Raw genomic sequence first — 22,729 nt, forward strand, 5'->3', positions numbered from 1 at the left:
TTATCTATACCAATACGTGGCGAATTAGCCACACCGTGAAAAAACCGCCCAGCATGAAACTCAAGGTCGCCGCCAGCGAACGCAGGGAAAAACGCGATAAGCCACAGACGCCATGGCCGCTGGTGCAGCCCGAACCATAGCGGGTGCCGATACCAACCAATAACCCCGCGGCTACCAGTGTTCCGATATCGGCATCAATCCGAATCGCTGGCAAAGGTAAAAACAAGGCATAAACTAACGGGGAAGCAATCAGGCCAATCAGGAACGCCAATCGCCAACTGATATCCCCCTTTTTCCCTGCTAATAAGCCGCCAAAAATACCACTGATCCCCGTAATTTTTCCGTTGAATACCCAAAATAACGCCACGGAGCAGCCTAATATTATTCCTCCCGCCGCAGCCGAATACGGTGTAAAATTCATCCAATCAATGTTCATGAATCCCCTCTCCTTCTTTTGGACAGTAAAGCTCATATAGCGTGTGTAAAATCGCCAGAATCCGTCGATCTGCGATGGAGTAATAAATACGTTTCCCTTCCCTTCGCGTCGTCACCAGCCCTTCGTTTCTCAAAGCCCCAAGCTGCTGGGAAAGGGTCGGTTGATGAATATTCAGCAAGGTTTCCAGCTCACCAACGGATTTTTCCCCCTGACTGATTTGGCACAGCAATAACAAACGGTCTTCGTTTGCCAGCATACGCAAGGTACCGCAGGCTTCAGCCGCTCCCATGCTCATCAGATTCAGACTCAATGTGTCTTTGCTACTCATGTTACGCCCTGCAATTTCGCCATTCATTATATAAAAACATATAATATAATTATATAATGTGTAATTCGTGCGCTCAAGGCTGAACGGGTCGCTTGCATCTGCGTTTCCGTCACACTATTCTTCCGCTCTATGAGCTCACAAAGAATTCCTATCGCCCTGCAACAAGGGGTTATGCAGTGTCTACGCCAGAAGCTGCAACTTGCCAACCAGCATCTGGGAACCCAACATCCAGAGCCAAAAATCAACTATTACCAACGCGGTACTAGCGCCGGTAGCGCTTACCTACAATCCTGGGAAATTCGCCTGAATCCGGTATTACTGTTGGAAAACAAACAGACATTTATCGACGAAGTGGTGCCTCATGAACTGGCTCACTTACTGGTATTTCGTCGGTTTGGCCGCGTTGCGCCACACGGTAAAGAGTGGCGCTGGATGATGGAAAGCGTGCTGCAAGTCCCCGCCAGCCGCACGCATAAGTTTGAAATCGCCTCGGTGCAGAGCAAAACCTTCCCCTATCGCTGTGCCTGCCAACTGCACCAACTGACGGTGCGCCGCCACAATCGGGTGCTACGCGGAGAGAGTGAATATCGCTGCCGTCACTGCGGTGAAAAACTGCAATATACGACTACAGAAACATCTTAGTTATTGGATTAACTGTATAAAAAACCAGATCTTTGTTTGCCTGAGCCGATAACTTTCTATAACCTGCGTTCTTTTCCATATTTAGGTCGTTTTGGAACATGTTACGCAAAATTCTATTGGTTCTGGTTTGCTCTTCCCCGCTATTCTCATCCGTCAGTTATAGCCAAAATATCAACAACTTCTCGCATGCCAAAGCCGCAGCTGCCAAGATCCATCAAGACGCTCCCGGTAGTTTTTACTGTGGCTGCCAGATTCAGTGGCAAGGCAAAAAAGGGCTTCCCGATCTAAACAGCTGCGGCTATCAGGTACGAAAAAACGCACAACGGGCCGAGCGTATCGAGTGGGAACATGTGGTTCCGGCCTGGCAATTTGGGCACCAGCGTCAATGCTGGCAAAATGGCGGCCGTAAAAACTGCAATAAAGATGCAGTCTATCGTCAAATTGAAACCGACCTGCACAATTTGCAGCCAGCCATTGGCGAAGTGAATGGAGACCGGAATAACTTCATGTACAGTCAATGGAAAGGCGGCGAAGGTCAATATGGTCAATGTGCGATGAAGGTTGATTTCAAGAATAAGCAGGCAGAACCACCGGCGCGTGCGCGCGGTGCTATTGCCCGTACCTACTTCTATATGCGCGATCAATATCAGCTTCGCCTGTCCAGCCAGCAGACCAGGCTGTTTGAGGTTTGGGATCGCCAATATCCGGTTGATAATTGGGAATGCCTGCGTGACGAGCGTATTGCAAAAGTACAGGGCAATCATAACCCTTATGTACAACAAGCTTGCCAGCGGCAAAAAAGCTAACCTACTATATTGGCTGATATCCCCATTGGCCGATATCCCCGCCACTCTGTTATTCTGCGGGCAGCCTTTTATTTCGCGTCGTTAACCAACGAACGGCGCGGTGAAATTTTCGTTACGGAAACAAGAGCAAATCCATGCGTATACCTCGCATTTATCATCAGCAGCCGCTGTCGGCTCATTCTGAACTGGCTCTCAGCGATGACGCCGCCAATCACGTAGGCCGCGTGTTACGCATGAGCGAAGGGCAAAACCTGCAGCTTTTCGACGGTAGCAATCAGATATTCAGCGCGGAAATCATTCGCGTGGATAAAAAAAGCGTTCAGGTTCGCCTCGGCGACGCCGTGGTTGAAGATCGGGAATCCCCCCTGAATTTGCATCTCGGGCAGGTTATTTCTCGCGGCGAAAAGATGGAGTTTACTATCCAGAAATCCATCGAATTGGGTGTGAACGTCATTACGCCTCTGTTTTCAGAGCGTTGCGGAGTCAAGCTGGACGGCGAGCGTTTGGCTAAGAAAATTCAACAATGGCAAAAAATCGCAATCGCCGCCTGCGAACAGTGCGGTCGCAACACTCTGCCGGAAATCCGTGAAGCTATGCAGTTAGAGGCCTGGTGCGCCGAACAGGATGATAGCCTGAAGCTAAATCTGCACCCGCGAGCCAGCAATAGCATTAATACGCTGCCGCTGCCGGTGGATAAAGTCCGCCTGTTAATCGGCCCGGAAGGTGGTTTAACCGCCGCCGAAATTGAGATGACCTCACACCACGGATTTACTGATATCCTGCTGGGGCCACGCGTTTTGCGTACAGAAACGACAGCGCTCACCGCAATCACTGCCTTACAAGTGCGTTTCGGCGATCTGGGTTAAAGGAGAAAATAATGATCAAGCTCGGCATCGTGATGGACCCTATCTCATCCATCAATATCAAAAAAGACACCAGTTTTGCCATGCTGATGGAAGCACAGCGCCGCGGTTACGAATTGCATTATATGGAGATGAACGACCTTTATCTCCACGCTGGTGAAGGCCGCGCCCGCACTCGCTTGCTGAACGTAAAAGAAGATAAAAACCAGTGGTTCAGCTTCGGCAGCGAGCAAGATCTGACGTTGCACGATCTCGACGTTATCCTGATGCGTAAAGATCCGCCGTTTGATACCGAATATATTTACGCCACTTATATTCTGGAACGCGCTGAGATCAAAGGCACGCTGGTCGTCAATAAACCGCAAAGCCTGCGTGACTGTAACGAAAAACTGTTTACCGCCTGGTTCCCGGAGTTAACCCCGGATACGCTGGTTAGCCGGAGCAAAGAGCATATCCGCACATTCCACCAGAAGCACGGTGACATTATTTTGAAACCGCTGGATGGCATGGGCGGCGCGTCTATCTTCCGCGTGAAACAGGACGATCCTAACCTGTCGGTGATTATCGAAACCCTGACCGAGCACGGCAGTCGTTTCTGCATGGCACAAAACTTCCTGCCAGCTATTACCGAAGGCGACAAACGCATTTTGGTCGTGGACGGCGAACCGGTGCCTTACTGTCTGGCGCGCATTCCGGCACAGGGTGAAACCCGTGGCAATCTGGCCGCCGGTGGCCGAGGTGAAGCCCGCCCACTGAGCGAAAGCGACTGGAAAATTGCTCGTGCGGTTGCTCCTACGTTGAAAGAAAAGGGGCTGATCTTTGTTGGTCTGGACATCATTGGCGATCGTTTGACTGAAATTAACGTCACCAGCCCAACCTGCGCTCGCGAGATCGAAGCCGCGTTCCCTCAAGTATCCGTTACCGGTATGTTGATGGATGCCATCGAAAAACGCCTGGCTGATAAAAAAGCCTGATTCTACTTGGGGTTGCGGCTTCAACGGCAGCACCCCATCATTTTATTACTTTCATCCGCAAATTGCGGCTGTTTATCTTTTACTTCAGCTAGTTACCTATAAAACATAATGAATTTACAGCATCACTTACTTATTGCTATGCCTTCACTACAGGACCCTCAGTTTAAGCGCTCGGTGGTATATATTTGCGAGCACAATGAAGAAGGTGCCATGGGTTTGGTTATCAATAAACCTGTGGAAAAATTCACTGTGGAATCCGTGCTGAATAAACTAAAAATCACCCCTTCTCCGCGCGATCCTGCCATACGGTTGGATAAGCCGGTGCTTGCCGGCGGCCCTTTAGCTGACGATCGCGGTTTTATCCTGCATTCACCGCAGCCAGGCTTTGGCTCCAGCGTGCGCATTTCGCCGGAAACCATGATCACCACATCAAAAGACGTGCTGGCGACATTAGGTACGCCGGAACAGCCGAAAAATGTGCTGGTGGCTCTGGGTTATGCCGGTTGGCAAAAAGGCCAGTTGGAGCAGGAACTGCTGGATAATTCCTGGTTAACCATCGAGGCCGATCTCGATATCATTTTCCATACGCCTATTGCCGAACGATGGCAGCAAGCGGCCAATAAACTGGGCATCAATATTTTCAATATCGCCCCTCAAGCAGGACACGCCTGATGGCTAACCGCACCATTCTCGCCTTTGATTTTGGCACCAAAAGTATCGGCGTTGCTATCGGTCAGGAAATTACCGGTACGGCTCGCGCACTGACCTCTTTCAAAGCGCAGGACGGCACGCCAGACTGGCAGAAAGTCGAGAAATTGTTGAAAGAATGGCAGCCAGATCTGGTGGTGGTAGGGCTGCCTTTAAATATGGATGGCACCGAGCAGCCTTTGACCGCCAGAGCGCGCAAATTTGCCAATCGGCTGCATGGCCGTTTTGGTGTACCTATTGCTTTACACGACGAACGACTGAGCACAGTAGAAGCCAGAGCCTATCTGTTCGACAGCGGCGGCTATCGTGCTTTAGACAAAGGCAGCGTAGACGCTGCCTCGGCGGTGATTATTCTGGAGAGCTGGTTCGAGCAACAGCCCGAGTAATATCTTGGCAAGATCATATCATAAATGCCCTGAGCCAAGGCTTGGGGTCGCCAGCCCATACTTTCCCCGCAAAACAGATAGCACATTGATTTAAAATCACTTTACCATGATAAACACCGCTATCTGCGGCAGAATGCTGCCAATTTACCCCTATTGAGCTAAGCACGCGGTACAATAGGGCTTGGCGAATAGTTTTAGCTGACATAGTATGCTGCCCCGCGATGATATCGGCGGATGAAATTGGGCAACGGCGGCCTTGATTACTATGCTTAGCCTCTATTGTCTCGATGCCGGAACCGCCAAGTTGCGCAACGGCCAACGCCGCCGTCTCTGTAGAGATTTATTTAACTCTGACAGATTGATGGCGCAGAATATCGCTCATCCTTAGAGGGTGTTTTTTACATTTATTGAGGTTTTCTCATGACAAAAGTGACTGTTGCTGCAACACAAATGGCCTGTTCTTGGGACCTGCCGAAGAACATCGAAAATGCCGAGAAACTGGTGCGACAAGCTCACGCCAAAGGCGCGCAGATCATCCTGATTCAGGAGCTTTTCGCTGCACCTTATTTCTGTATTGATCAAAGCCCTGAGCACTATGCGCTGGCCCAAGAGCTGGACAATAGCCCGCTAATTCAACATTTCTCCAAGCTGGCCGCCGAGCTGGAAGTGGTATTGCCACTGAGCTTCTTCGAACGCGCCAACAACGCTTACTATAACTCTCTGGTGATGATCGATGCCGATGGCTCGGTGCTGGATGTTTATCGTAAAACCCATATTCCAAACGGCCCGGCCTATCAGGAAAAACAATTCTTTATTCCCGGCGACACCGGTTTTAAAGTCTGGCAAACCCGTTATGCCAAAGTCGGCGTAGGTATTTGCTGGGATCAATGGTTCCCAGAAACCGCTCGCAGCCTCGCTCTGCAAGGCGCAGAAGTGATCTTCTATCCAACCGCGATTGGTTCAGAACCGGCTTTCCCAGAAATCGACAGCCAGCCACACTGGACTCGCGTACAGCAAGGCCACGCCGCAGCCAACCTGGTTCCGGTTATCGCTTCCAACCGCATCGGTACCGAAGCCAGTCAATATATCGATGGTCTGGAAATGACTTTCTACGGTTCTTCTTTCATCGCCGACCAAACCGGCGCTTTAGTGGCTCAGGCTAACAAAACCGACGAAACCGTATTAGTACATGAATTTGATTTGCAGGAAATCGCTGCACAACGCGCTTCATGGGGCCTGTTCCGCGACCGTCGTCCTGAAATGTATCAGGCACTGGCGACTTCTGACGGCAAAACCCGGAGATAATCATGGCGTTGCAAACAACTCCTCGGCAGGACGGTTTCTATATGCCTGCCGAATGGGCACCTCAAGACGCAGTCTGGATGCTATGGCCTTACCGTCAGGATAACTGGCGCGGTAAAGGTATTCCTGCCCAACAAACTTTTGCCAAGGTTGCTGAAGCTATTGCTCGCGCCACGCCGGTATACATGGGCGTACCGGCCAAATTTATGGAGCAGGCGAAAGCCACTATGCCAGCCAATATCACATTGGTTGAAATGGAGTGTGACGACGCCTGGATGCGCGATACCGGCCCAACTATGGTTATCAATGGTAAAGGCGAACGTCGTGGCGTTGACTGGAAATTCAACGCCTGGGGCGGATTACTGGGCGGTCTGTACGCCGATTGGCGACAGGACGAAAAAGTCGCCGAACAGGTGAACCAGTTTCATAAAAACCTCAGCTATGCCGCTCCGTTGATTCTGGAAGGCGGTTCAATTCATACCGATGGCGAAGGCACACTGCTAACCACCGCGGAATGTTTATTGAATCCAAACCGCAACCCAGACCTGAACCAAGAACAAATCGAAGCATTACTGCGGGAATATCTGGGTGTAACCCACTTTATCTGGCTGCAAGACGGCGTATATAACGATGAAACCGACGGTCACATCGACAATATGTGCTGCTTTGTACGCCCCGGCGAAGTGGCGTTGCACTGGACCGACGACCAGCAGGATCCGCAGTACGCCCGATCCGTGGCCGCTTACGAAGTACTATCGCAAGCGGTGGATGCCAAAGGCCGTAAGCTGAAAGTCTGGAAGCTTCCTGCGCCCGGCCCGCTGTACAACACCGAAGAAGAGACTGCCGACGTGCTGTCAACCGATGCGGTGCCTCGTACTGCCGGTGAACGTCTGGCAGGTTCTTACGTCAACTATCTGATCAGCAACCAGCAAATCATTTTCCCAATGCTGGATAGCCGTACCGATGATTTGGCCAAAGATCTGTTGCAACAAATGTATCCTGACTACGCCATTATTGGCGTTCCAGCCAGAGAGATTTTGTTGGGCGGCGGCAATATCCACTGCATTACCCAGCAGATTCCTAAGCCTTAATCTGTACGTCATCAGCCCGGAACTTATATCCGGGCTGATATTCCCCGCATACCCCCGTTGATTCTCCTGACAAATTCCCCGCTCCCAAGAGTCTCCATTGCTGGACGTCCCTCTTCGTTGCTTATGTTTTCTCTTTCCCTCTGTCTTTTCTTTTGCCTTTTGCCTTTTGCCTTTTGCCTTTTGCCTTTTGCCTTTTGCCTTTTGCCTTTTGCCTTTTGCCTTTTGCCTTTTGCCTTTTGCCTTTTGCCTTTTGCCTTTTGCCTTTTAATGCTGCGTCCAACGTTGTTCTTCGGCCAGAGCCAATACGCCCTGATTTTGACGCTGTACTAAACCTTGCTCAAAAGTTTGCATTCCCATCGCTCCACCGGTTTGCATCAAACTGGTTAGCTGATGAGTTTTTCCTTCCCGGATCAGATGGCTGACTGCACCGGTTTGTACCATGGTTTCAAATATAGCCACTCGCCCTCCACCTCGTTTTGGCAGCAGCTTTTGCGCAATTACGGCCATCAGGCTCCCCGCCAGCTGACTGCGTACACTGCCCTTGTCTTCCGCCGGAAATGCGTCAACCAGTCGATCAACAGCCTGCGCCGCCGTGCGGGTATGTAAGGTTCCTAACACTAAGTGTCCGGTTTCTGCTGCGGTCAGCGCCAGCGTAATGCTTTCTCTGTCCCTCAATTCCCCCAGCAAAATGATATCCGGATCCTGCCTTAGCGCTGCCTTAAGCCCCGCACTAAAAGACGGCATGTGCTCGCCTAGTTCTCGCTGCTGAATCAAGCATCCCTGACTGTGATGAATAAATTCGATAGGATCTTCCAGCGTAATGATGTGTCGCCCTCCCATACGGTTAATCCCGTCGAGCATTCCTGCCAGCGTGGTGGATTTCCCACTGCCAGTCGCTCCGGTTATCAATATCAAACCGCTTTCACAGGGTAATAAATGATGCACGACCTCCGGTGCATCCAACTCGGCCAAAGTGGGACATTGGGCGGAAATCAAACGGAAAGCGGCGGAAAGCCCACGTTGCTGTTGAAAGAAATGCCCACGTAGCCGCGTTCCACAAGATAATGAAAATGAAAAATCAATCTGCCCATGCCGTTGTAATTTCTCATAATGCACCTCATCTAACAGTTGTCGGCTTAAATTCTGTATCCATGTCGATGTAACCTGCGCGACCTGCCTGAATATATGCAAGTCACCGCAAATTCGTAACGCGGGATGATAGCCAGTACACAGGTGCAGATCGGAGGCATTATGCTTTACACTAGCCGCCACCCATTCATTGAAATCCATATCAAACTCCCGGGGTCATATGAGCACTATCCAACAGAACCTACAGGATGTCAGGAACCGGATCGCCGCTGCTGCAAGGAATTGCGAACGCTCCCCAGAAGAAATTACGCTGCTTGCAGTCAGTAAAACCAAACCTGTGGCCGCGATCGAAGAAGCCATTGCCGCCGGGCAACACGCCTTTGGTGAAAACTACGTTCAGGAAGGGGTGGATAAAATCCACTATTTCGCCGGGAATCCCGAGTTGGAATGGCACTTTATTGGCCCGCTGCAATCCAATAAAAGCCGTCTGGTAGCGGAAAATTTTGCCTGGTGCCATACCGTTGACAGGCTCAAAATTGCCAAGCGCCTGAGTGAACAACGCCCGGCGGACATGCCTGCACTGAATGTTCTGATTCAGGTCAATATCAGCGATGAGCAAAGCAAATCCGGCATTCAGCTCGCCGAACTCCCTGAGTTGGCCGCCAGTATTTATGGTTTACCAAACTTGAAATTACGGGGTTTGATGGCAATTCCAGCGCCAGAAAGCGATTTTGAACGTCAGCTTGCCGTTTTTCAGCAGATGAATCAGGCTTTCTTAACCTTAAAACAGCGCTACCCTGAAATAGATACGCTTTCTATGGGTATGACCGACGATATGGCTGCCGCCATCAGCGCTGGTAGCAACTTGGTGCGCATCGGCACTGCCATTTTTGGCGCTCGTGACTATGGTTCCGCCGCGCCAGCGCAGGCTTAATCGAGGATATTTATGCAACATCGCAAAATTACATTTATCGGCGCGGGCAATATGGCGCGCGCAATTATCGCGGGTCTGGTTGCAGGCGGGTATCCGGCTAAATTAATCAGCGTCTGCGCTCCTTCAGCCACCCATCGTGATGCTCTGGCGCAGGAATTTGGCGTAATCAGTAGCAGTGATAACGTGGCTCAGACTCGTGAAGCCGAAGTAGTGGTACTTTCGGTGAAACCGCAAATGATGGCCGATGTCTGCAAGCCATTGAGTGAGCAGGTAGATTTCGGTAAGAAACTGGTATTATCCATCGCGGCCGGCATCAGCGTTTCGCGTTTTTACGCTTTGCTGGGAGACAAGCTGAATCTGGTGCGAATTATGCCTAATACGCCCTCTCTGGTAGGAAAAGGCATGAGCGGGCTTTATGCGCCGGAGCAGGTTAACCAGGCCGATCGCGATTTTACCGCTCAATTAATGGGTTCAGTCGGTAAAGTGTGTTGGGTCAACGATGAAAGCGGCATTAATCAGGTTATTGCCGCCGCAGGCAGTGCGCCAGCCTATTTCTTCTTGTTTATGGAAGCAATGCAGCAAGAAGCGGAACGTTTAGGGTTTGATAGCGAAACCGCACGCCTGCTGGTACAGCAAGCGGCTTCTGGCGCTACAGCGCTAGTCGAGGCCAACCCGCAGCTACCGCTATCGACTTTGCGCGAGCAGGTCACTTCGAAAGGTGGCACCACGGCGGAAGCGCTGCGCGTATTTAATGAGCAACATTTGTCGGATATTGTTTCCCATGCCATGCAGGCCGCAATCAGCCGCGCCCAGGAGATGGAGAAACTGTTTTAATCCATCCAATGGCTGATAAGACTGATTTACAAAACAATACGCTCCCCCTAAGCCTTTATCATTAAGATAGAGGTACTTTACAGACACTTGAATATGATTAAGGACTAAAGGCAACCATGCTAACGCTGACTTTTTTGGCTAAAACCGTCATTGACCTTTACGTCATGGTGCTGCTATTACGCATCTGGATGCAAATGGTACACAGTGACTTTTACAACCCGTTTTCGCAGTTCGTGGTGAAAATCACTCAGCCGATCGTTGGCCCGCTGCGACGAATTATTCCGTCATTAGGCCCGATAGATAGCGCTTCTCTGCTGTTGGCCTTCCTGTTGATGACCATCAAATACCCGCTATTACTGCTGATTCAGGGCGGCGGCATGTCCCTCAGCCCTTATAACCTGCTGTTTGGCGTAATTTCACTGGTTAAGGCCGCCGGTTATCTGATCTTCTGGGTGATGATTATCCGTGCATTGATGAGTTGGGTTAGCCAGGGCCGAAGCCCGATGGACTATCTGCTATATCAACTGACCGAGCCGCTGATGGCACCGATCCGCCGTATTCTGCCAGCAATGGGCGGGATCGATTTTTCCGGCATGGTAGTTATCCTGATCCTGTATCTGATCAATTATTTAGGTATGGATCTGTTAGGCGAGCTCTGGTTCGTACTGTGAGTGCAGTCACTCCCCTGCTGGACGGGCTGGCGATCAGGCTATATATTCAGCCGAAAGCCAGCCGCGATCAGATTATCGGTTTACATGGCGATGAGTTAAAAGTCGCCATTACCGCCCCGCCGGTTGATGGGCAGGCCAACGCCCATTTGATCAAATTTATAGCCAAACAGTTTCGAGTGGCCAAAAGCCACGTCATCATCGAAAAAGGTGAGCTGGGGCGGCATAAACAGATCAAAATTATTCATCCGCAGCAGATTCCACCTCAGGTTGCAGCACTGCTCGAATAGTCGGATAACTCCGCTGCTCCATTTTGAATGGCACGAAATAAATTCAATCAATGGCACAAAACCATCAGGTTTATCTCACGATGGAAAGCAGGTTACCGGCGTAACAATCAATCAGGATTTACCATGCAAAAAGTCGTTTTAGCTACCGGTAACGCCGGTAAAGTACGTGAGTTAGCCAGCCTGCTGGCGGATTTCGGTCTGGACGTGGTTGCGCAAACCGAGATGGGCGTTGAGTCTGCGGAAGAAACCGGTTTAACCTTTATCGAAAATGCCATTCTGAAAGCTCGTCATGCGGCGCAGGTCACAGGATTGCCCGCCATTGCCGATGATTCTGGTCTGGCCGTCGATGCGCTGAGCGGCGCTCCGGGCATTTATTCGGCGCGCTATGCTGGTGTTGATGCCAGCGATAGGGAAAACCTGGAGAAACTGTTGGTAAGCCTACAGAATGTGCCTGAAGGACAACGCGGTGCGCAGTTCCATTGTGTTCTGGTGTATATGCGTCACGCGGAAGATCCTACGCCTCTGGTGTTCCACGGCAGTTGGCCTGGCGTGATTGCACGGGCAGCATCCGGCGCAGGTGGCTTTGGCTACGATCCTATTTTTTACGTACCGGAATTAGGCAAAACAGCCGCAGAACTGAGCCGCGAAGAAAAACAGGCAGTATCGCATCGCGGTAAGGCCTTGAAATTAATGCTGGATGCCCTGCGAAATGCTTAAGTTGCCACCGCTTAGTCTTTATATCCATATTCCGTGGTGCGTACAGAAATGTCCTTATTGCGATTTTAACTCCCATGCGTTGAAAGGAGATGTTCCTCATCAGGAATATGTCGATCACTTGCTGGCCGATTTGGACGCCGATCTGCCGCTGACCAGCGGACGAGAAATCGGCACCATTTTTATCGGCGGCGGTACGCCCAGTTTACTGAGTGCAGAAGCGATGCAAAGTCTGCTGGACGGCGTTAGAGCACGCCTGCCGGTTGCAGCAGATGCCGAAATCACCATGGAAGCCAATCCCGGCACCGTTGAGGCCGATCGCTTCAGCGGCTACCAGCGGGCCGGTGTCAATCGCATCTCTATCGGCGTGCAGAGCTTTAACGAGCAGAAATTAGTGCGTCTGGGGCGGATACACGGCCCAGAAGAGGCTAAACGCGCTGCGGCGCTGGCAACCTCTTTGGGTTTACGTAGCTTTAATCTGGATTTGATGCATGGATTGCCGGATCAAATGCAGGAAGAGGCGCTGGACGATTTACGTCAGGCCATCGCACTAAACCCCCCTCATTTATCCTGGTACCAGCTAACTATCGAACCCAATACCGGTTTCAGCTCGCGTCCGCCCAAGTTGCCGGATGATGATGCGCTGTGGGATATTTTCGAGCAAGGTCACCAGTTGCTTAGCGCTGCGGGTTATCAGCAGTATGAAACCTCGGCCTACGCAAAGCCCGGTTACCAGTGCCAGCACAACCTTAATTATTGGCGCTTTGGCGACTATCTGGGCATTGGCTGCGGCGCTCACGGAAAAGTGACTTTTAGCGATGGTCGCATTCTTCGCACGGTGAAAACCAAGCATCCACGCGGTTTCATGCAAGGCAAATATATGGACAGGCAACATGAGGTTGAAATAGCCGACCGGCCGTTTGAATTCTTCATGAACCGTTTCCGTCTATTGGAAGCCGCGCCGCGCGGTGATTTCTATAATTTTACCGGTCTGGAAGAAAGCACCATTCGCTCGCAGCTGGATCAGGCTATCGCCAAAGGCTATATGCTGGAAACCGATGAACACTGGCAGATTACCGAAAAAGGAAAGCTATTCCTGAATTCATTGCTGGAACTGTTTTTATAGTTGTCAGAGCGCATCGTAAAAAAACGGGCATTCGCCCGTTTTTTATTTTATCGGATGGAACTCAATTTAAGGCTTTGAGCAGCTCAATACGCTGTTGCTCTAGCGTTGTCACCCGACCGCAAACTTCATGGCCGAAGTTCTGGAAATCTTGTTCCTGATTGTTCCATTCAGTCTGAATCGCTTGCTGCAAACCACCCAGATTGCCCATTATCGCCTGCAATGGATTATTGGAAGAACCGCTCGTCGCCTGCTTAACGCCCATTTCATTCAGGCTATCCTGCAAAACGCCCCCCAGACTCTGTTGCACGATGGCGCGACCGTCCTTCTCTACTTGGGCAATGGCCTGATGGTGGAAAGTCAGACCGTCGCTGCGTTTCTCAATGATGCGGCTCATTTGCTGTTTCAGCTGATCGTTCAACGTCGTCAGCCGGTTACGCACATTACTGCTGCTCCCCAACTGTTGCACAATGACGTTATCCAAAGAAACCCGGGCTTTTTCCAGATGCTGTTGCGCGCCTTTATCAATCCACGGCAAATCTTTACGCAATGCGCTCTGATAGCTGAACGCTTTCTGCCGCTGAGCCTCTGTGAGAGTCAATGTTTTGCCGTTGCGAATCACATCACCATCCGGTGAGATTTGCAGATTTCCGCTGGCTCCCACAACCTGTACGCTCTGCGGACTGATAATCACATCATCCTGAGGTTTTACGTTGCACTGATATTCTGCGTGAACCTGTCCCGCAGCCAATAACAAAAGCGCCAGTCCTGCTTTTCGTAACATAGATTCTCCTGAGAAACCGTTTATCTACCGCTAATTATGACACTGCCTGAGTTTTATCGCCGCCAGTAGTGGACTGATCCTAAAAGATTGAGCGACCAATCCGCTGGGCAAGTAACTCTAAGGCAGCGGTTCCGGCCAATGAGTTCCCTGAGACATCCAGTTCCGGTGACCATACCGCAATACACATCTCATCAGGCACCACGGCAATAATTCCGCCGCCGACACCGGATTTCCCCGGCATACCTACGCGGAATGCAAACTCGCCGGCACCGTCATACATACCGCTGGTTATCATTAACGCATTGATTTGTCTGGCTTGAATCGGTGAAATAATCTGTTCGGCATGATTGATTGGCCGCCCCTGATTTGCCAGATAAACAAAACAGCGAGCCAGCTCGATGCAGCTCATACGCATGGCGCAATAATGGAAGTAAGTTTGCAGCACGGTCAAAACATCGTTGTCAAAATTGCCAAAAGATTTCATCAGATAAGCGATGGCCGCATTGCGATCCGAATGTTCAAATTCAGAACGTGCCACCCGGCTGTCATAGCCGATAGAGACATCATCGACCAACTGGCGCACCACTTCCAGCATCCGCTGCTTAGGCGCACTCAGGCGACTTTGAAGCATGTCGCAAATCACCAGCGCCCCCGGATTAATAAAGGGATTACGTGGCTTCCCTTGCTCCAACTCCAGCTGTACCAATGAGTTAAACGGCTGGCCCGATGGCTCTTTTCCCACTCGCCGCCACACTTCATCCTCGCCGTAGCGCCCTAAAGCCAGAGTCAGGCTGAGCACTTTAGAAATCGACTGGATTGAGAAACGCTCTTCCGCATCACCCGCCTGAAAAATCTGACCATCGACGCCGCAAACCGCAATACCCAGCTTATCTGCGGAAACTTCCGCCAGGGCTGGAATATAGTTAGCGACTTTCCCTTGCCCAATCATCGGTCTAACCTGATCGAGGATATCTTCCAACAGCGTATTCGATAACGTCTTTACCACGGAAATACTCCAGTACTTTCCCCAATAAAAATAAAGGCGCCTATAGCGGCGCCCTTATTATCAAACAGTGGTCAGATCGTTAGGATCAATCCCACCAGATATCAAACAGCTCGCTGGTTTCTACGTTTTTCATTTTACGAGCTTCCAGCCATTTGCTGACCAATGCACGGTGCTCATCGGTGCAATGACCGATTTCCTGCAGGCAGATTAGGCCTTCCCACTGCATGTAGCCACTACCGTCGAAAGCCAAACCGTTTGGTTCAATAACTTCGTCGATAAATGCGTCTACGGTGGAATCGATCACATCTACGCCAGTGCCTTCAGGGAAGGTCCACTGAACGGAGAAACCTAATTCCTGAAACTCATCGATGTGCATTTTCTTGCGTAAACGACGACTGCGATTGTTAGCCATTATTCTTTCCTCTCAAACATCAGATCCCAAACGCCATGTCCCAGACGCTGGCCACGTAATTCAAATTTCGTCAACGGACGTGAATCCGGACGAGGAACATAGTCATTGGTTTCGGAAAGATTACGGTATCCGGAGACGGCCGACATCACTTCCAACATATGTTCCGCATAAGGTTGCCAATCGGTGGCCATATGGAATACGCCGCCGACTTTTAATTTACTTTTTACCAGTTCCACAAACGGAGTCTGGACAATACGACGCTTATTGTGGCGCGCCTTATGCCATGGGTCGGGGAAGAATAGCTGAACCATATCCAGCGAGCCTTCCGGGATCATGTTTTCCAGTACTTCAACCGCATCGTGACACATCACGCGCAAATTGTTCAGTTCCGCTTCATGAGCGCTGCCCAAACAGGCGCCAACGCCCGGCGAGTGAACTTCGATACCTAAAAAGTTCTGCTGCGGATTATTGGCTGCCATGGTGACCAAAGAGGTACCCATACCGAAACCAATTTCCAATACTGTCGGCGCTTCACGGCCAAACAGCGTGCTCAGCTCAACCGGGGTCGTTTGATATTCTACGCCCATCACCGGCCAGTAGTTATCCAGCGCAAACTGTTGGCCCTTGGTTAAGCGCCCTTGGCGGCGGACAAAACTACGAATACGGCGCAGTGCGCGACCGTTTTCATCAAACTCCGGAGATATGACGTCATTTATCATGGTGCTTTCTGTCTGTTGAGTTGCGCAAAATAAGAACGCGCATTATGCAAAGATACGCTAGTTTATCAACTATGAACGCGAGAAGTACAAATTTAACCACGAAATGATTCATTATTACCGACGAAACTTCGCCAACCCCTCGGAAAGTTCCGGTTTACAGCCTTCAGACTCTATGCTGCAATCCCAGCCCTAAATTATTTCTCTGCCGGATATCGATACTTACCTATGATGCAAGCGCAACAGTTCGCGCAAGTGGTGCTTGACTGGTACCAAAGCTACGGTCGCAAAACCCTACCGTGGCAACGGGACAAGACACCTTACCAAGTATGGCTATCGGAAGTGATGTTGCAACAAACTCAGGTTGCCACCGTCATTCCTTACTTCCAACGCTTTATGACGCGTTTCCCCGATGTGCGGGCGCTGGCTGCTGCGCCATTGGATGAAGTATTGCACCTGTGGACAGGTTTGGGTTACTACGCTCGCGCTCGTAATCTTCACAAGGCGGCGCAGACCATTGTGGCCAAACATCAGGGTGAATTCCCTACCACTTTTGAAGAAATTGCCGATTTGCCCGGAATTGGCCGCTCTACCGCAGGCGCTATTTTGTCGCTGGCGCTGGGGCAGCATTTCCCGATCCTCGACGGTAACGTGAAACGGGTTCTGGCTCGCTGCTATGCGGTAGATGGCTGGCCGGGGAAAAAAGACGTGGAAAAACGGCTATGGCAAATCAGCGAAGACGTCACGCCAGCTAAGGGCGTGGGCCAGTTTAACCAGGCGATGATGGACCTTGGAGCGATGGTTTGTACTCGTTCCAAGCCGAAGTGCGAACTTTGTCCGCTAAACGCTGGCTGTATTGCATACGCCAACCATAGCTGGCCACAATATCCGGGGAAAAAACCGAAACAAACCATACCGGAAAAAACCGCGTATTTCTTATTGATTCAAAATCATACGCAGGTTTGGCTCGAGCAGCGCCCTCCCGTTGGGCTGTGGGGCGGATTATTCTGCTTCCCGCAGTTTAGTGAAAGAGAAGATCTCAGTCACTGGTTGCAGCAAAAAGGGCTACCAGAGCAAGGTTTGCAGCAGCTAACCGCTTTTCGTCACACCTTTAGCCACTTCCATTTGGATATCGTGCCGATATGGATGAATGCGGTAACCCTGAGTGGATGCATGGATGAAGGAGCGGGTCTCTGGTATAACTTAGCACAGCCACCGTCGGTAGGGCTTGCTGCGCCCGTTGAGCGCCTGTTGCAGCGGTTGGCCAAGCAGCCTCCTACCCAAGCAGCTTTATTTGGCGATAGTGCCACAAATGAGGATTTAGCATGAGCAGAACGATTTTTTGCACATTTTTACAAAAGGATGCTGAAGGGCAGGATTTCCAGCTCTATCCGGGTGAAGTTGGCAAACGCATTTATAACGAAATCTCAAAAGAAGCCTGGTCACAGTGGATCACTAAACAAACCATGCTGATTAATGAGAAAAAACTCAGCATGATGAATGTGGAAGACCGCAAATTACTGGAACAGGAAATGATTAACTTCCTGTTCGAAGGGCAGGATGTTCACATCGAAGGGTATACCCCGCCGAGTAAGTAACGCCAAAGGGCCAGTCATGGCCCTGATGTTATTCCTCATCACGATATGGCTTGTAAGATGAAGAAAATTTTAGCTTTGCTAGTGATTGCCCCATTATTAGTTTCCTGCTCGGGCAATAAAGATCAGGCCAATAATGAAGCCTTTATCAAAGACACCAATGGGTTCGAAATCTTAATGGGCCAATTTGCCCACAATATCGAAAACATTTGGGGTTTGAGTGAAGTTTTGATCGCCGGTCCGAAAGACTACGTAAAATATACCGATCAATACCAAACCCGTAGCCACATCAACTTTGATGCCGGTACCATTACGGTAGAAACCATCGCAACAACCGATCCTGCCGCTCACCTGCGTCAGGCGATTATCACGACTTTATTAATGGGTGATGATCCCGGTTCGATCGACCTTTATTCCGATGTTAACGACATCCAGATCAGTAAAGAGCCGTTCCTTTACGGTCAGGTGTTGGATAACAATGGTCAGCCAATTCGTTGGGAATGGCGGGCCGCGCATTTTGCAGATTACCTGTTACAAACCAGAATGAAAAAACGGACTTCCGGTCTGCATGTCATCTGGTCGGTTACGCTGCAACTAGTGCCAAACCACTTAGACAAACGAGCCCACAAATATCTGCCGCTGGTTCGACGTTCGGCGGAAAAATATGGCGTGGAAGAATCGCTTATATTGGCGATTATGCAAACGGAATCTAGCTTCAACCCTTATGCGGTCAGCGGTTCTGATGCTCTGGGTCTGATGCAGGTAGTACAGCACACCGCCGGTAAAGACGTATTCAGATTGAAAGGGAAAAGCGGGCAGCCAAGCCGTAGCTATTTATTCGATCCTGAAAACAACATCGATGCAGGTACGGCTTATCTGTCTATTCTGCAAAATAGCTATCTCGGCGGCATCCAGAATGCCACCGCCCGTCGTTATGCGGTAATTACCGCCTATAACGGTGGCGCAGGTAGCGTATTACGCGTATTCCATAGCGATAAGAATCGGGCGTTCTCCATTATCAACAGCATGGCACCGGGTGATGTATTCCAAACGCTAACCACCAAACACCCGGCAGCGGAATCTCGCCGTTATCTGGTAAAAGTAAACAGCGCTCAGAAGAGCTATCGCCGATATTAATTTAGCTTTATTCCTAAATAACCGGTAAAAATGGCACAGTTTTCTGTGCCATTTTTTTTATTCTCAGAAAGCACCAATACCACTCTTTGCCAGACAGAAATTGTGTTCATTATCACAGTGCACGCAAGAACAATGGGAAATAAACCACGGCAGCCTATAGTAAAAGCTCCTCCCTTCTTATTACTCAGACTGAACAAATGGATCTTGGATTTACGCTATTCGAATTAGCAGCCATATTTGCCACTATGGTTGTCGCCTACATTATCTTTGGCCTGACCGGGTTCGGCTCCGCACTTATTGCTAGCCCGGTTTTAGCACTTTTTATCCCAGTCGCAAAAATTGTCCCTCTATTGGCAATAGTAGATATGTTCGCTGCCGTTACTAACGTCGCCAGACACAGTAGGAATGCCGATCTTGGTGAGCTTAAGCGACTGATACCCATGATGATTATCGGCAGCTTAATCGGCGCTACAATTTTACTCAAAACCCGTCCGGACATTCTTTTATTAGCCTTAGGGATATTTGTCATTCTTTACGCGCTCTATTCTTTGAGTCGACGTAAACCTCTGGGGAAATTCAAAACGGCGGCAGCCGTGCCTTTTGGCTTAGTCGGCGGCGTGTTTAGTGCGCTATTTGGCAGCGGCGGGTTTATCTATGCCATTTATTTATCTGGTCGAATAGAAAGCAAAGATAACCTGCGCATCACCCAAACAACATTGATAGGTTTGAGCACCTTCACCCGCGTTATTTTATTTACGCTGGCCGGTGTTTATATGGATTTATCGATCTTATTGATGGTGTTGCTGTTAGCCCCAGGTATGCTGGCAGGCTTAACCCTCGCTAATAGGATCAGTTTAGGTATCAACCGCGAGCAGCTAATAAAACTAATAAATATCCTGTTACTGTTCTCTGGTCTGGTTCTGTTAGGTCGCTATTTCAGCCAATAATATGCATCTCCAGATACCACCGGCTAACCCGGTGGTATCAGAAAAAAATCAGTCTGCGATGACGTACCCCAAAATACGTCGCCACTCAACGTCACCCTTTTCGATATATACGCCCTGTAATTCCGGTGAGAATCCCGGTAATAGGTTAATTCCCTCTTCCAGTGCGAGGAAATAGCGCTGAGCGGCACCACCCCATACTTCACCGGGAACGACGCAAAGTACGCCCGGAGGATAAGGCAAAGCGCCTTCTGCGGCGATTCGCCCTTCAGCTTCCGCTATCGGAATTAGCTCAATATTATCTCGGATAAACTGAATATTGGCATCCTGCGAATTCATGACTACCTGCGGCAAGCTGGCTTTGCGGAACATCTCTTTTTGCAGCTGTTTTACGTCATGACTCACGTATAAATTGTGCATTTCCTGACATAAACGGCGCAGAGTATATCCGCGATAACGCTGCTCATTCTTCCGATATACCGTCGGCAATACGTCACACAGCAATGAATCTTGCCCAACGTGTCGCTCAAACTGCGCCAACATTTCTACCAGATGAGCCATTTTAGCGCTATTTTCAGCCGGCGTGAGCAAGAACAAAATTGAATTAAGATCGCACTTCTCTGGCACAATGCCATTTTCCCGTAGGAAGTGAGCCAAAATAGTCGCGGGAATACCAAACTCGCTATATTGGCCGCTGGCCACATCAATACCAGGCGTCGTCAGTAATAATTTGCAGGGATCGACCAGATATTGATCGTCGGTATAACCATCAAAGCCGTGCCATTTCTCTCTAGGTACAAAATCAAAGAAACGGGCATCATTCGCAATTGTCTCAGTGGCATAGTCCTGCCAGTTCTTGCCATTTATCTGTAGCGGGATAAAGGGTTTTAGCAATGAGCAACGTTCCAATATTAATTTTCGCGCCTCGATACCCAATCTGACACAATCCATCCACATATTGCGACCACTGGCACCAGAATGAATTTTGGCATTAACATCCAACGCGGCAAACAGCGGATAAAATGGGCTGGTAGAAGCATGCAGCATAAAAGCGTTATTAAACCGTTTATGATTACAGTGTCGTTTCTGCCCTTTAATGTGATTATCTTTTTTGTGCACCTGTGAGGTTTGGGAGAAACCAGCCTGCTGTTTATGGACTGACTGGGTCACAATAATCCCTGGGTCATCTTCATTTAATTCCAGCAACAGCGGAGAGCAATCTTTCAGCATCGGAATAAACTGCTCATATCCTACCCACGCCGAATCAAACAAAATGTAATCACACAGATGACCAATGCTGTCCACAACCTGACGAGCGTTATAGATCGTACCGTCGTAGGTTCCTAATTGAATGATTGCTAATCGAAATGGCCGAGCTTCATCGGCACGCTCAGGAGCGACTTCCCGCAACTGCTGACGTAAATAACGTTCATTGAAGCAATGTGCATCAATTCCGCCAATAAAACCAAAAGGATTACGAGCGGTTTCTAAATATATTGGCGTGGCTCCGGCCTGAATCAACGCACCGTGATGGTTTGATTTATGATTATTACGATCGAACAGCACCAAATCTCCGCGAGTTAATAGTGCATTAGCCACCACTTTATTAGCTGCAGATGTTCCGTTTAGCACAAAATAGGTTTTGTTAGCGTTAAACACTTTTGCCGCGTGCTTCTGCGCATCTTTGGCCGCGCCTTCATGGATCAACAAATCGCCCAATTTGACATCAGCATTGCACATATCAGAGCGGAAAAGCGTTTCACCGTAAAATTCGTAAAATTGCCGACCGGCCGGATGTTTACGGAAAAACTCCCCCCCCTGATGACCGGGGCAGGCAAAAGTCGAGTTTTTCATTTCGACGTATTTTTTCAGCGTTGAGAAAAACGGCGGTAACAGGTTTTTTTCATATTCAGCAGCAGAGGCTTCAAGTTGAGCGAGATAAAAAGCTTTATTATTTTCGCCCAAAGCCATTACACCTTTAATCAGTGGCAGGTAATCAACGGACACTTGTTGATCGCCTTGCGCAGCAATAAAAGTGGGTATCCCGAAGCCCTGATTATGCAATTCCGCCAGAATACCGCTATTGACGTCTTCCAGAGAAACCAGAATCACCGCGACGTCGGTAAAGTCAGTTTCATAAAGACATACTACCTCGCGTGGGGTAGCCAGATAGGAAACCAAATTTGCGCTTGCTGCTATTTTCAACTGTGTCATGTTACCGAGTCTCAAACTGTCAGGGATGAGTCGTGCCACCCAGGCACAAAGATGAAATCTTATGAGATAAATACACCTAATAATATTCCGTAAGTTGCTATTGAATTAGCTGAATGACTGATGAACCGATGTGGAGAAAAACACGAGCGGAGCATGATCTATCTCATTTCAGCTGTAACCAATAGACATCAGTAAAATCAGAGAATGAACTCTAGTTTTAATCATGCCTAACAGTGAGCAGAGGTAGCCTTACCGCATAGGAGAAACAGCAGAGGAATCATAGAAGGGCAAGAAATAGTGATAGGAATAAATCATTGGCTGACGGGGGAGATTTTGCGTCAAAAAAGATACAACACTTGTCATGGACGCCCCTCTTTAGCCTGATTTAGCGTAATAGGATATGAGTTTCGCGCAATAATTGCATTTTTATTAGTGTGACTCAAGTGGTAAATATTCACTAATTGTGAATATTTAATCCATTGTTATGCAATCAACTAGAAATTAAGGGGTTATGGTTCGCAGGCGCTAAACCACACTGTCACTGATTCCCTCCTCCTCATCGGGCTGTATTTCACCTTACCTGACCGAAAAGGCAGCAAACGATCGACTTTATGACAGAAACTCATTGACGATTTAGTGCCAATACGGTTTAATGCGCCCCGTTGCCCGGATAGCTCAGTCGGTAGAGCAGGGGATTGAAAATCCCCGTGTCCTTGGTTCGATTCCGAGTCCG

General features: G+C 49.5%; 27 protein-coding genes. 18 read left to right on the plus strand and 9 right to left on the minus strand.

The annotated features are described in order from the left end of the window. Window positions 1-4 precede the first annotated feature (4 nt). Together ACQ4OC_RS16505 and ACQ4OC_RS16510 are read right to left on the minus strand one after the other, a co-directional pair. Window positions 5-436, minus strand: a complete 432-nt coding sequence (locus tag ACQ4OC_RS16505; RefSeq protein ID WP_064515017.1) for a YeeE/YedE family protein — start codon at window positions 434-436, stop codon at window positions 5-7. Beyond that, window positions 426-764: an ArsR/SmtB family transcription factor gene (locus ACQ4OC_RS16510; protein ID WP_064518363.1), complete on the minus strand. Its 339-nt coding sequence runs from the start codon at window positions 762-764 to the stop codon at window positions 426-428. The genes ACQ4OC_RS16505 and ACQ4OC_RS16510 overlap by 11 nt, the downstream gene beginning before the upstream one ends. A 129-nt stretch (window positions 765-893) precedes the next feature. On the opposite strand from ACQ4OC_RS16510, the gene ACQ4OC_RS16515 reads away from it, so the two are divergent. From ACQ4OC_RS16515 to aguA, 8 genes are all read left to right on the plus strand, one after another. After that, window positions 894-1,406 carry a SprT family zinc-dependent metalloprotease gene (locus tag ACQ4OC_RS16515; protein WP_064515019.1) on the plus strand — a complete coding sequence of 171 codons (513 nt, stop codon included), beginning with the start codon at window positions 894-896 and terminating at the stop codon, window positions 1,404-1,406. A 98-nt stretch (window positions 1,407-1,504) separates the two neighbouring features. Beyond that, window positions 1,505-2,212: a deoxyribonuclease I gene (gene endA, locus ACQ4OC_RS16520; protein ID WP_064515021.1), complete on the plus strand. Its 708-nt coding sequence runs from the start codon at window positions 1,505-1,507 to the stop codon at window positions 2,210-2,212. Window positions 2,213-2,346: 134 nt separating this feature from the next. Then, window positions 2,347-3,078 carry a 16S rRNA (uracil(1498)-N(3))-methyltransferase gene (rsmE, locus tag ACQ4OC_RS16525; RefSeq protein WP_064515023.1) on the plus strand — a complete coding sequence of 244 codons (732 nt, stop codon included), beginning with the start codon at window positions 2,347-2,349 and terminating at the stop codon, window positions 3,076-3,078. Window positions 3,079-3,089: 11 nt separating this feature from the next. Then, window positions 3,090-4,049 carry a glutathione synthase gene (gene gshB / locus ACQ4OC_RS16530; protein ID WP_064515024.1) on the plus strand — a complete coding sequence of 320 codons (960 nt, stop codon included), beginning with the start codon at window positions 3,090-3,092 and terminating at the stop codon, window positions 4,047-4,049. A 108-nt stretch (window positions 4,050-4,157) separates the two neighbouring features. Beyond that, the gene (locus ACQ4OC_RS16535) at window positions 4,158-4,721 is read left to right on the plus strand and encodes a YqgE/AlgH family protein (protein WP_430971420.1); all 564 of its coding nucleotides are present in this window, start codon (window positions 4,158-4,160) and stop codon (window positions 4,719-4,721) included. Next, the gene (ruvX, locus tag ACQ4OC_RS16540) at window positions 4,721-5,143 is read left to right on the plus strand and encodes a Holliday junction resolvase RuvX (RefSeq protein WP_064515028.1); all 423 of its coding nucleotides are present in this window, start codon (window positions 4,721-4,723) and stop codon (window positions 5,141-5,143) included. The genes ACQ4OC_RS16535 and ruvX overlap by 1 nt, the downstream gene beginning before the upstream one ends. 420 nt (window positions 5,144-5,563) lie before the next feature. After that, entirely contained in the window at window positions 5,564-6,448 is an 885-nt protein-coding gene (gene aguB / locus ACQ4OC_RS16545) for an N-carbamoylputrescine amidase (protein WP_064515030.1), read from the plus strand. 2 nt (window positions 6,449-6,450) lie between these two features. Beyond that, the gene (gene aguA / locus ACQ4OC_RS16550) at window positions 6,451-7,536 is read left to right on the plus strand and encodes an agmatine deiminase (RefSeq protein ID WP_120806588.1); all 1,086 of its coding nucleotides are present in this window, start codon (window positions 6,451-6,453) and stop codon (window positions 7,534-7,536) included. 121 nt (window positions 7,537-7,657) lie between these two features. On the opposite strand, the gene ACQ4OC_RS16555 is transcribed toward aguA, so the two are convergent. Both ACQ4OC_RS16555 and ACQ4OC_RS16560 read right to left on the minus strand, forming a co-directional pair. Continuing rightward, entirely contained in the window at window positions 7,658-7,816 is a 159-nt protein-coding gene (locus ACQ4OC_RS16555) for a hypothetical protein (RefSeq protein WP_430971421.1), read from the minus strand. Next, window positions 7,801-8,826, minus strand: coding sequence for a type IV pilus twitching motility protein PilT (locus ACQ4OC_RS16560; RefSeq protein ID WP_064515034.1), 1,026 nt, complete (start codon window positions 8,824-8,826; stop codon window positions 7,801-7,803). The genes ACQ4OC_RS16555 and ACQ4OC_RS16560 overlap by 16 nt, the downstream gene beginning before the upstream one ends. Before the next feature lie 19 nt (window positions 8,827-8,845). Here ACQ4OC_RS16560 and ACQ4OC_RS16565 point away from each other — a divergent pair, with 19 nt between their 5' ends. The 6 genes from ACQ4OC_RS16565 (at window position 8,846) to hemW (ending at window position 13,191) form a co-directional block, all read left to right on the plus strand. Then, a complete protein-coding gene (locus ACQ4OC_RS16565) occupies window positions 8,846-9,559 on the plus strand; it encodes a YggS family pyridoxal phosphate-dependent enzyme (protein ID WP_120806587.1) in 714 nt (237 codons plus the stop codon). A gap of 12 nt (window positions 9,560-9,571) precedes the next feature. Further along, window positions 9,572-10,393, plus strand: a complete 822-nt coding sequence (proC, locus tag ACQ4OC_RS16570; protein ID WP_120806586.1) for a pyrroline-5-carboxylate reductase — start codon at window positions 9,572-9,574, stop codon at window positions 10,391-10,393. 116 nt (window positions 10,394-10,509) lie between these two features. Next, window positions 10,510-11,064 carry a YggT family protein gene (locus tag ACQ4OC_RS16575; RefSeq protein ID WP_049599617.1) on the plus strand — a complete coding sequence of 185 codons (555 nt, stop codon included), beginning with the start codon at window positions 10,510-10,512 and terminating at the stop codon, window positions 11,062-11,064. Next, on the plus strand, window positions 11,061-11,351 hold the full coding sequence (gene yggU, locus ACQ4OC_RS16580; RefSeq protein ID WP_049599614.1) for a DUF167 family protein YggU: 291 nt from the start codon (window positions 11,061-11,063) through the stop codon (window positions 11,349-11,351). Before ACQ4OC_RS16575 ends, yggU begins: the two co-directional genes overlap by 4 nt. 123 nt (window positions 11,352-11,474) lie before the next feature. Continuing rightward, window positions 11,475-12,068 (plus strand): XTP/dITP diphosphatase, encoded by a 594-nt coding sequence (locus ACQ4OC_RS16585; RefSeq protein ID WP_064515040.1) that lies wholly within the window; start codon window positions 11,475-11,477, stop codon window positions 12,066-12,068. Beyond that, a complete protein-coding gene (gene hemW / locus ACQ4OC_RS16590) occupies window positions 12,061-13,191 on the plus strand; it encodes a radical SAM family heme chaperone HemW (RefSeq protein ID WP_430971422.1) in 1,131 nt (376 codons plus the stop codon). The genes ACQ4OC_RS16585 and hemW overlap by 8 nt, the downstream gene beginning before the upstream one ends. 61 nt (window positions 13,192-13,252) lie before the next feature. Here the strand turns inward: hemW and ACQ4OC_RS16595 are convergent, their stop codons facing one another. From ACQ4OC_RS16595 to trmB, 4 genes are all read right to left on the minus strand, one after another. Further along, window positions 13,253-13,972 (minus strand): DUF2884 domain-containing protein, encoded by a 720-nt coding sequence (locus tag ACQ4OC_RS16595; protein WP_049599607.1) that lies wholly within the window; start codon window positions 13,970-13,972, stop codon window positions 13,253-13,255. Window positions 13,973-14,051: 79 nt separating this feature from the next. Continuing rightward, the gene (gene glsB, locus ACQ4OC_RS16600; RefSeq protein WP_064515043.1) at window positions 14,052-14,978 is read right to left on the minus strand and encodes a glutaminase B; all 927 of its coding nucleotides are present in this window, start codon (window positions 14,976-14,978) and stop codon (window positions 14,052-14,054) included. An 85-nt stretch (window positions 14,979-15,063) separates the two neighbouring features. After that, complete coding sequence (locus tag ACQ4OC_RS16605) at window positions 15,064-15,390, minus strand: YggL family protein (RefSeq protein WP_064515045.1); 327 nt, start codon at window positions 15,388-15,390, stop codon at window positions 15,064-15,066. Beyond that, entirely contained in the window at window positions 15,390-16,109 is a 720-nt protein-coding gene (gene trmB, locus ACQ4OC_RS16610) for a tRNA (guanosine(46)-N7)-methyltransferase TrmB (protein ID WP_064515047.1), read from the minus strand. The genes ACQ4OC_RS16605 and trmB overlap by 1 nt, the downstream gene beginning before the upstream one ends. Window positions 16,110-16,334: 225 nt before the next feature. Between trmB and mutY the strand changes: the two genes are divergently transcribed. The 4 genes from mutY (at window position 16,335) to ACQ4OC_RS16630 (ending at window position 19,785) form a co-directional block, all read left to right on the plus strand. Beyond that, window positions 16,335-17,435: an A/G-specific adenine glycosylase gene (mutY, locus tag ACQ4OC_RS16615; RefSeq protein WP_430971423.1), complete on the plus strand. Its 1,101-nt coding sequence runs from the start codon at window positions 16,335-16,337 to the stop codon at window positions 17,433-17,435. Beyond that, the gene (locus ACQ4OC_RS16620; RefSeq protein WP_064515051.1) at window positions 17,432-17,704 is read left to right on the plus strand and encodes an oxidative damage protection protein; all 273 of its coding nucleotides are present in this window, start codon (window positions 17,432-17,434) and stop codon (window positions 17,702-17,704) included. Before mutY ends, ACQ4OC_RS16620 begins: the two co-directional genes overlap by 4 nt. A gap of 57 nt (window positions 17,705-17,761) precedes the next feature. After that, window positions 17,762-18,838, plus strand: a complete 1,077-nt coding sequence (gene mltC / locus ACQ4OC_RS16625; RefSeq protein ID WP_064515053.1) for a membrane-bound lytic murein transglycosylase MltC — start codon at window positions 17,762-17,764, stop codon at window positions 18,836-18,838. A gap of 197 nt (window positions 18,839-19,035) precedes the next feature. Continuing rightward, entirely contained in the window at window positions 19,036-19,785 is a 750-nt protein-coding gene (locus ACQ4OC_RS16630; RefSeq protein WP_120806584.1) for a sulfite exporter TauE/SafE family protein, read from the plus strand. A 48-nt stretch (window positions 19,786-19,833) separates the two neighbouring features. Here the strand turns inward: ACQ4OC_RS16630 and speF are convergent, their stop codons facing one another. After that, complete coding sequence (gene speF / locus ACQ4OC_RS16635) at window positions 19,834-21,996, minus strand: ornithine decarboxylase SpeF (protein ID WP_064515057.1); 2,163 nt, start codon at window positions 21,994-21,996, stop codon at window positions 19,834-19,836. Window positions 21,997-22,729 lie beyond the last annotated feature (733 nt).

The sequence above is a fragment of the Yersinia sp. J1 genome, assembly GCF_050586585.1.
GTDB lineage: Bacteria > Pseudomonadota > Gammaproteobacteria > Enterobacterales > Enterobacteriaceae > Yersinia > Yersinia entomophaga.

Coding starts and splice junctions, on each gene's coding strand:
- endA (WP_064515021.1), top strand. CDS start 1,505: ATGTTACGCAAAATTCTATTGGTTCTGGTTTGCTCTTCCCCGCTATTC.
- ACQ4OC_RS16630 (WP_120806584.1), top strand. CDS start 19,036: ATGGATCTTGGATTTACGCTATTCGAATTAGCAGCCATATTTGCCACT.
- gshB (WP_064515024.1), top strand. CDS start 3,090: ATGATCAAGCTCGGCATCGTGATGGACCCTATCTCATCCATCAATATC.
- aguA (WP_120806588.1), top strand. CDS start 6,451: ATGGCGTTGCAAACAACTCCTCGGCAGGACGGTTTCTATATGCCTGCC.
- hemW (WP_430971422.1), top strand. CDS start 12,061: ATGCTTAAGTTGCCACCGCTTAGTCTTTATATCCATATTCCGTGGTGC.
- rsmE (WP_064515023.1), top strand. CDS start 2,347: ATGCGTATACCTCGCATTTATCATCAGCAGCCGCTGTCGGCTCATTCT.
- mltC (WP_064515053.1), top strand. CDS start 17,762: ATGAAGAAAATTTTAGCTTTGCTAGTGATTGCCCCATTATTAGTTTCC.
- ACQ4OC_RS16510 (WP_064518363.1), bottom strand. CDS start 764: ATGAGTAGCAAAGACACATTGAGTCTGAATCTGATGAGCATGGGAGCG.
- ACQ4OC_RS16595 (WP_049599607.1), bottom strand. CDS start 13,972: ATGTTACGAAAAGCAGGACTGGCGCTTTTGTTATTGGCTGCGGGACAG.
- ACQ4OC_RS16560 (WP_064515034.1), bottom strand. CDS start 8,826: ATGGATTTCAATGAATGGGTGGCGGCTAGTGTAAAGCATAATGCCTCC.
- speF (WP_064515057.1), bottom strand. CDS start 21,996: ATGACACAGTTGAAAATAGCAGCAAGCGCAAATTTGGTTTCCTATCTG.
- ACQ4OC_RS16505 (WP_064515017.1), bottom strand. CDS start 436: ATGAACATTGATTGGATGAATTTTACACCGTATTCGGCTGCGGCGGGA.
- proC (WP_120806586.1), top strand. CDS start 9,572: ATGCAACATCGCAAAATTACATTTATCGGCGCGGGCAATATGGCGCGC.
- ACQ4OC_RS16575 (WP_049599617.1), top strand. CDS start 10,510: ATGCTAACGCTGACTTTTTTGGCTAAAACCGTCATTGACCTTTACGTC.
- trmB (WP_064515047.1), bottom strand. CDS start 16,109: ATGATAAATGACGTCATATCTCCGGAGTTTGATGAAAACGGTCGCGCA.
- ACQ4OC_RS16620 (WP_064515051.1), top strand. CDS start 17,432: ATGAGCAGAACGATTTTTTGCACATTTTTACAAAAGGATGCTGAAGGG.
- aguB (WP_064515030.1), top strand. CDS start 5,564: ATGACAAAAGTGACTGTTGCTGCAACACAAATGGCCTGTTCTTGGGAC.
- ACQ4OC_RS16565 (WP_120806587.1), top strand. CDS start 8,846: ATGAGCACTATCCAACAGAACCTACAGGATGTCAGGAACCGGATCGCC.
- ruvX (WP_064515028.1), top strand. CDS start 4,721: ATGGCTAACCGCACCATTCTCGCCTTTGATTTTGGCACCAAAAGTATC.
- mutY (WP_430971423.1), top strand. CDS start 16,335: ATGATGCAAGCGCAACAGTTCGCGCAAGTGGTGCTTGACTGGTACCAA.
- ACQ4OC_RS16535 (WP_430971420.1), top strand. CDS start 4,158: ATGAATTTACAGCATCACTTACTTATTGCTATGCCTTCACTACAGGAC.
- ACQ4OC_RS16515 (WP_064515019.1), top strand. CDS start 894: ATGAGCTCACAAAGAATTCCTATCGCCCTGCAACAAGGGGTTATGCAG.
- ACQ4OC_RS16605 (WP_064515045.1), bottom strand. CDS start 15,390: ATGGCTAACAATCGCAGTCGTCGTTTACGCAAGAAAATGCACATCGAT.
- ACQ4OC_RS16585 (WP_064515040.1), top strand. CDS start 11,475: ATGCAAAAAGTCGTTTTAGCTACCGGTAACGCCGGTAAAGTACGTGAG.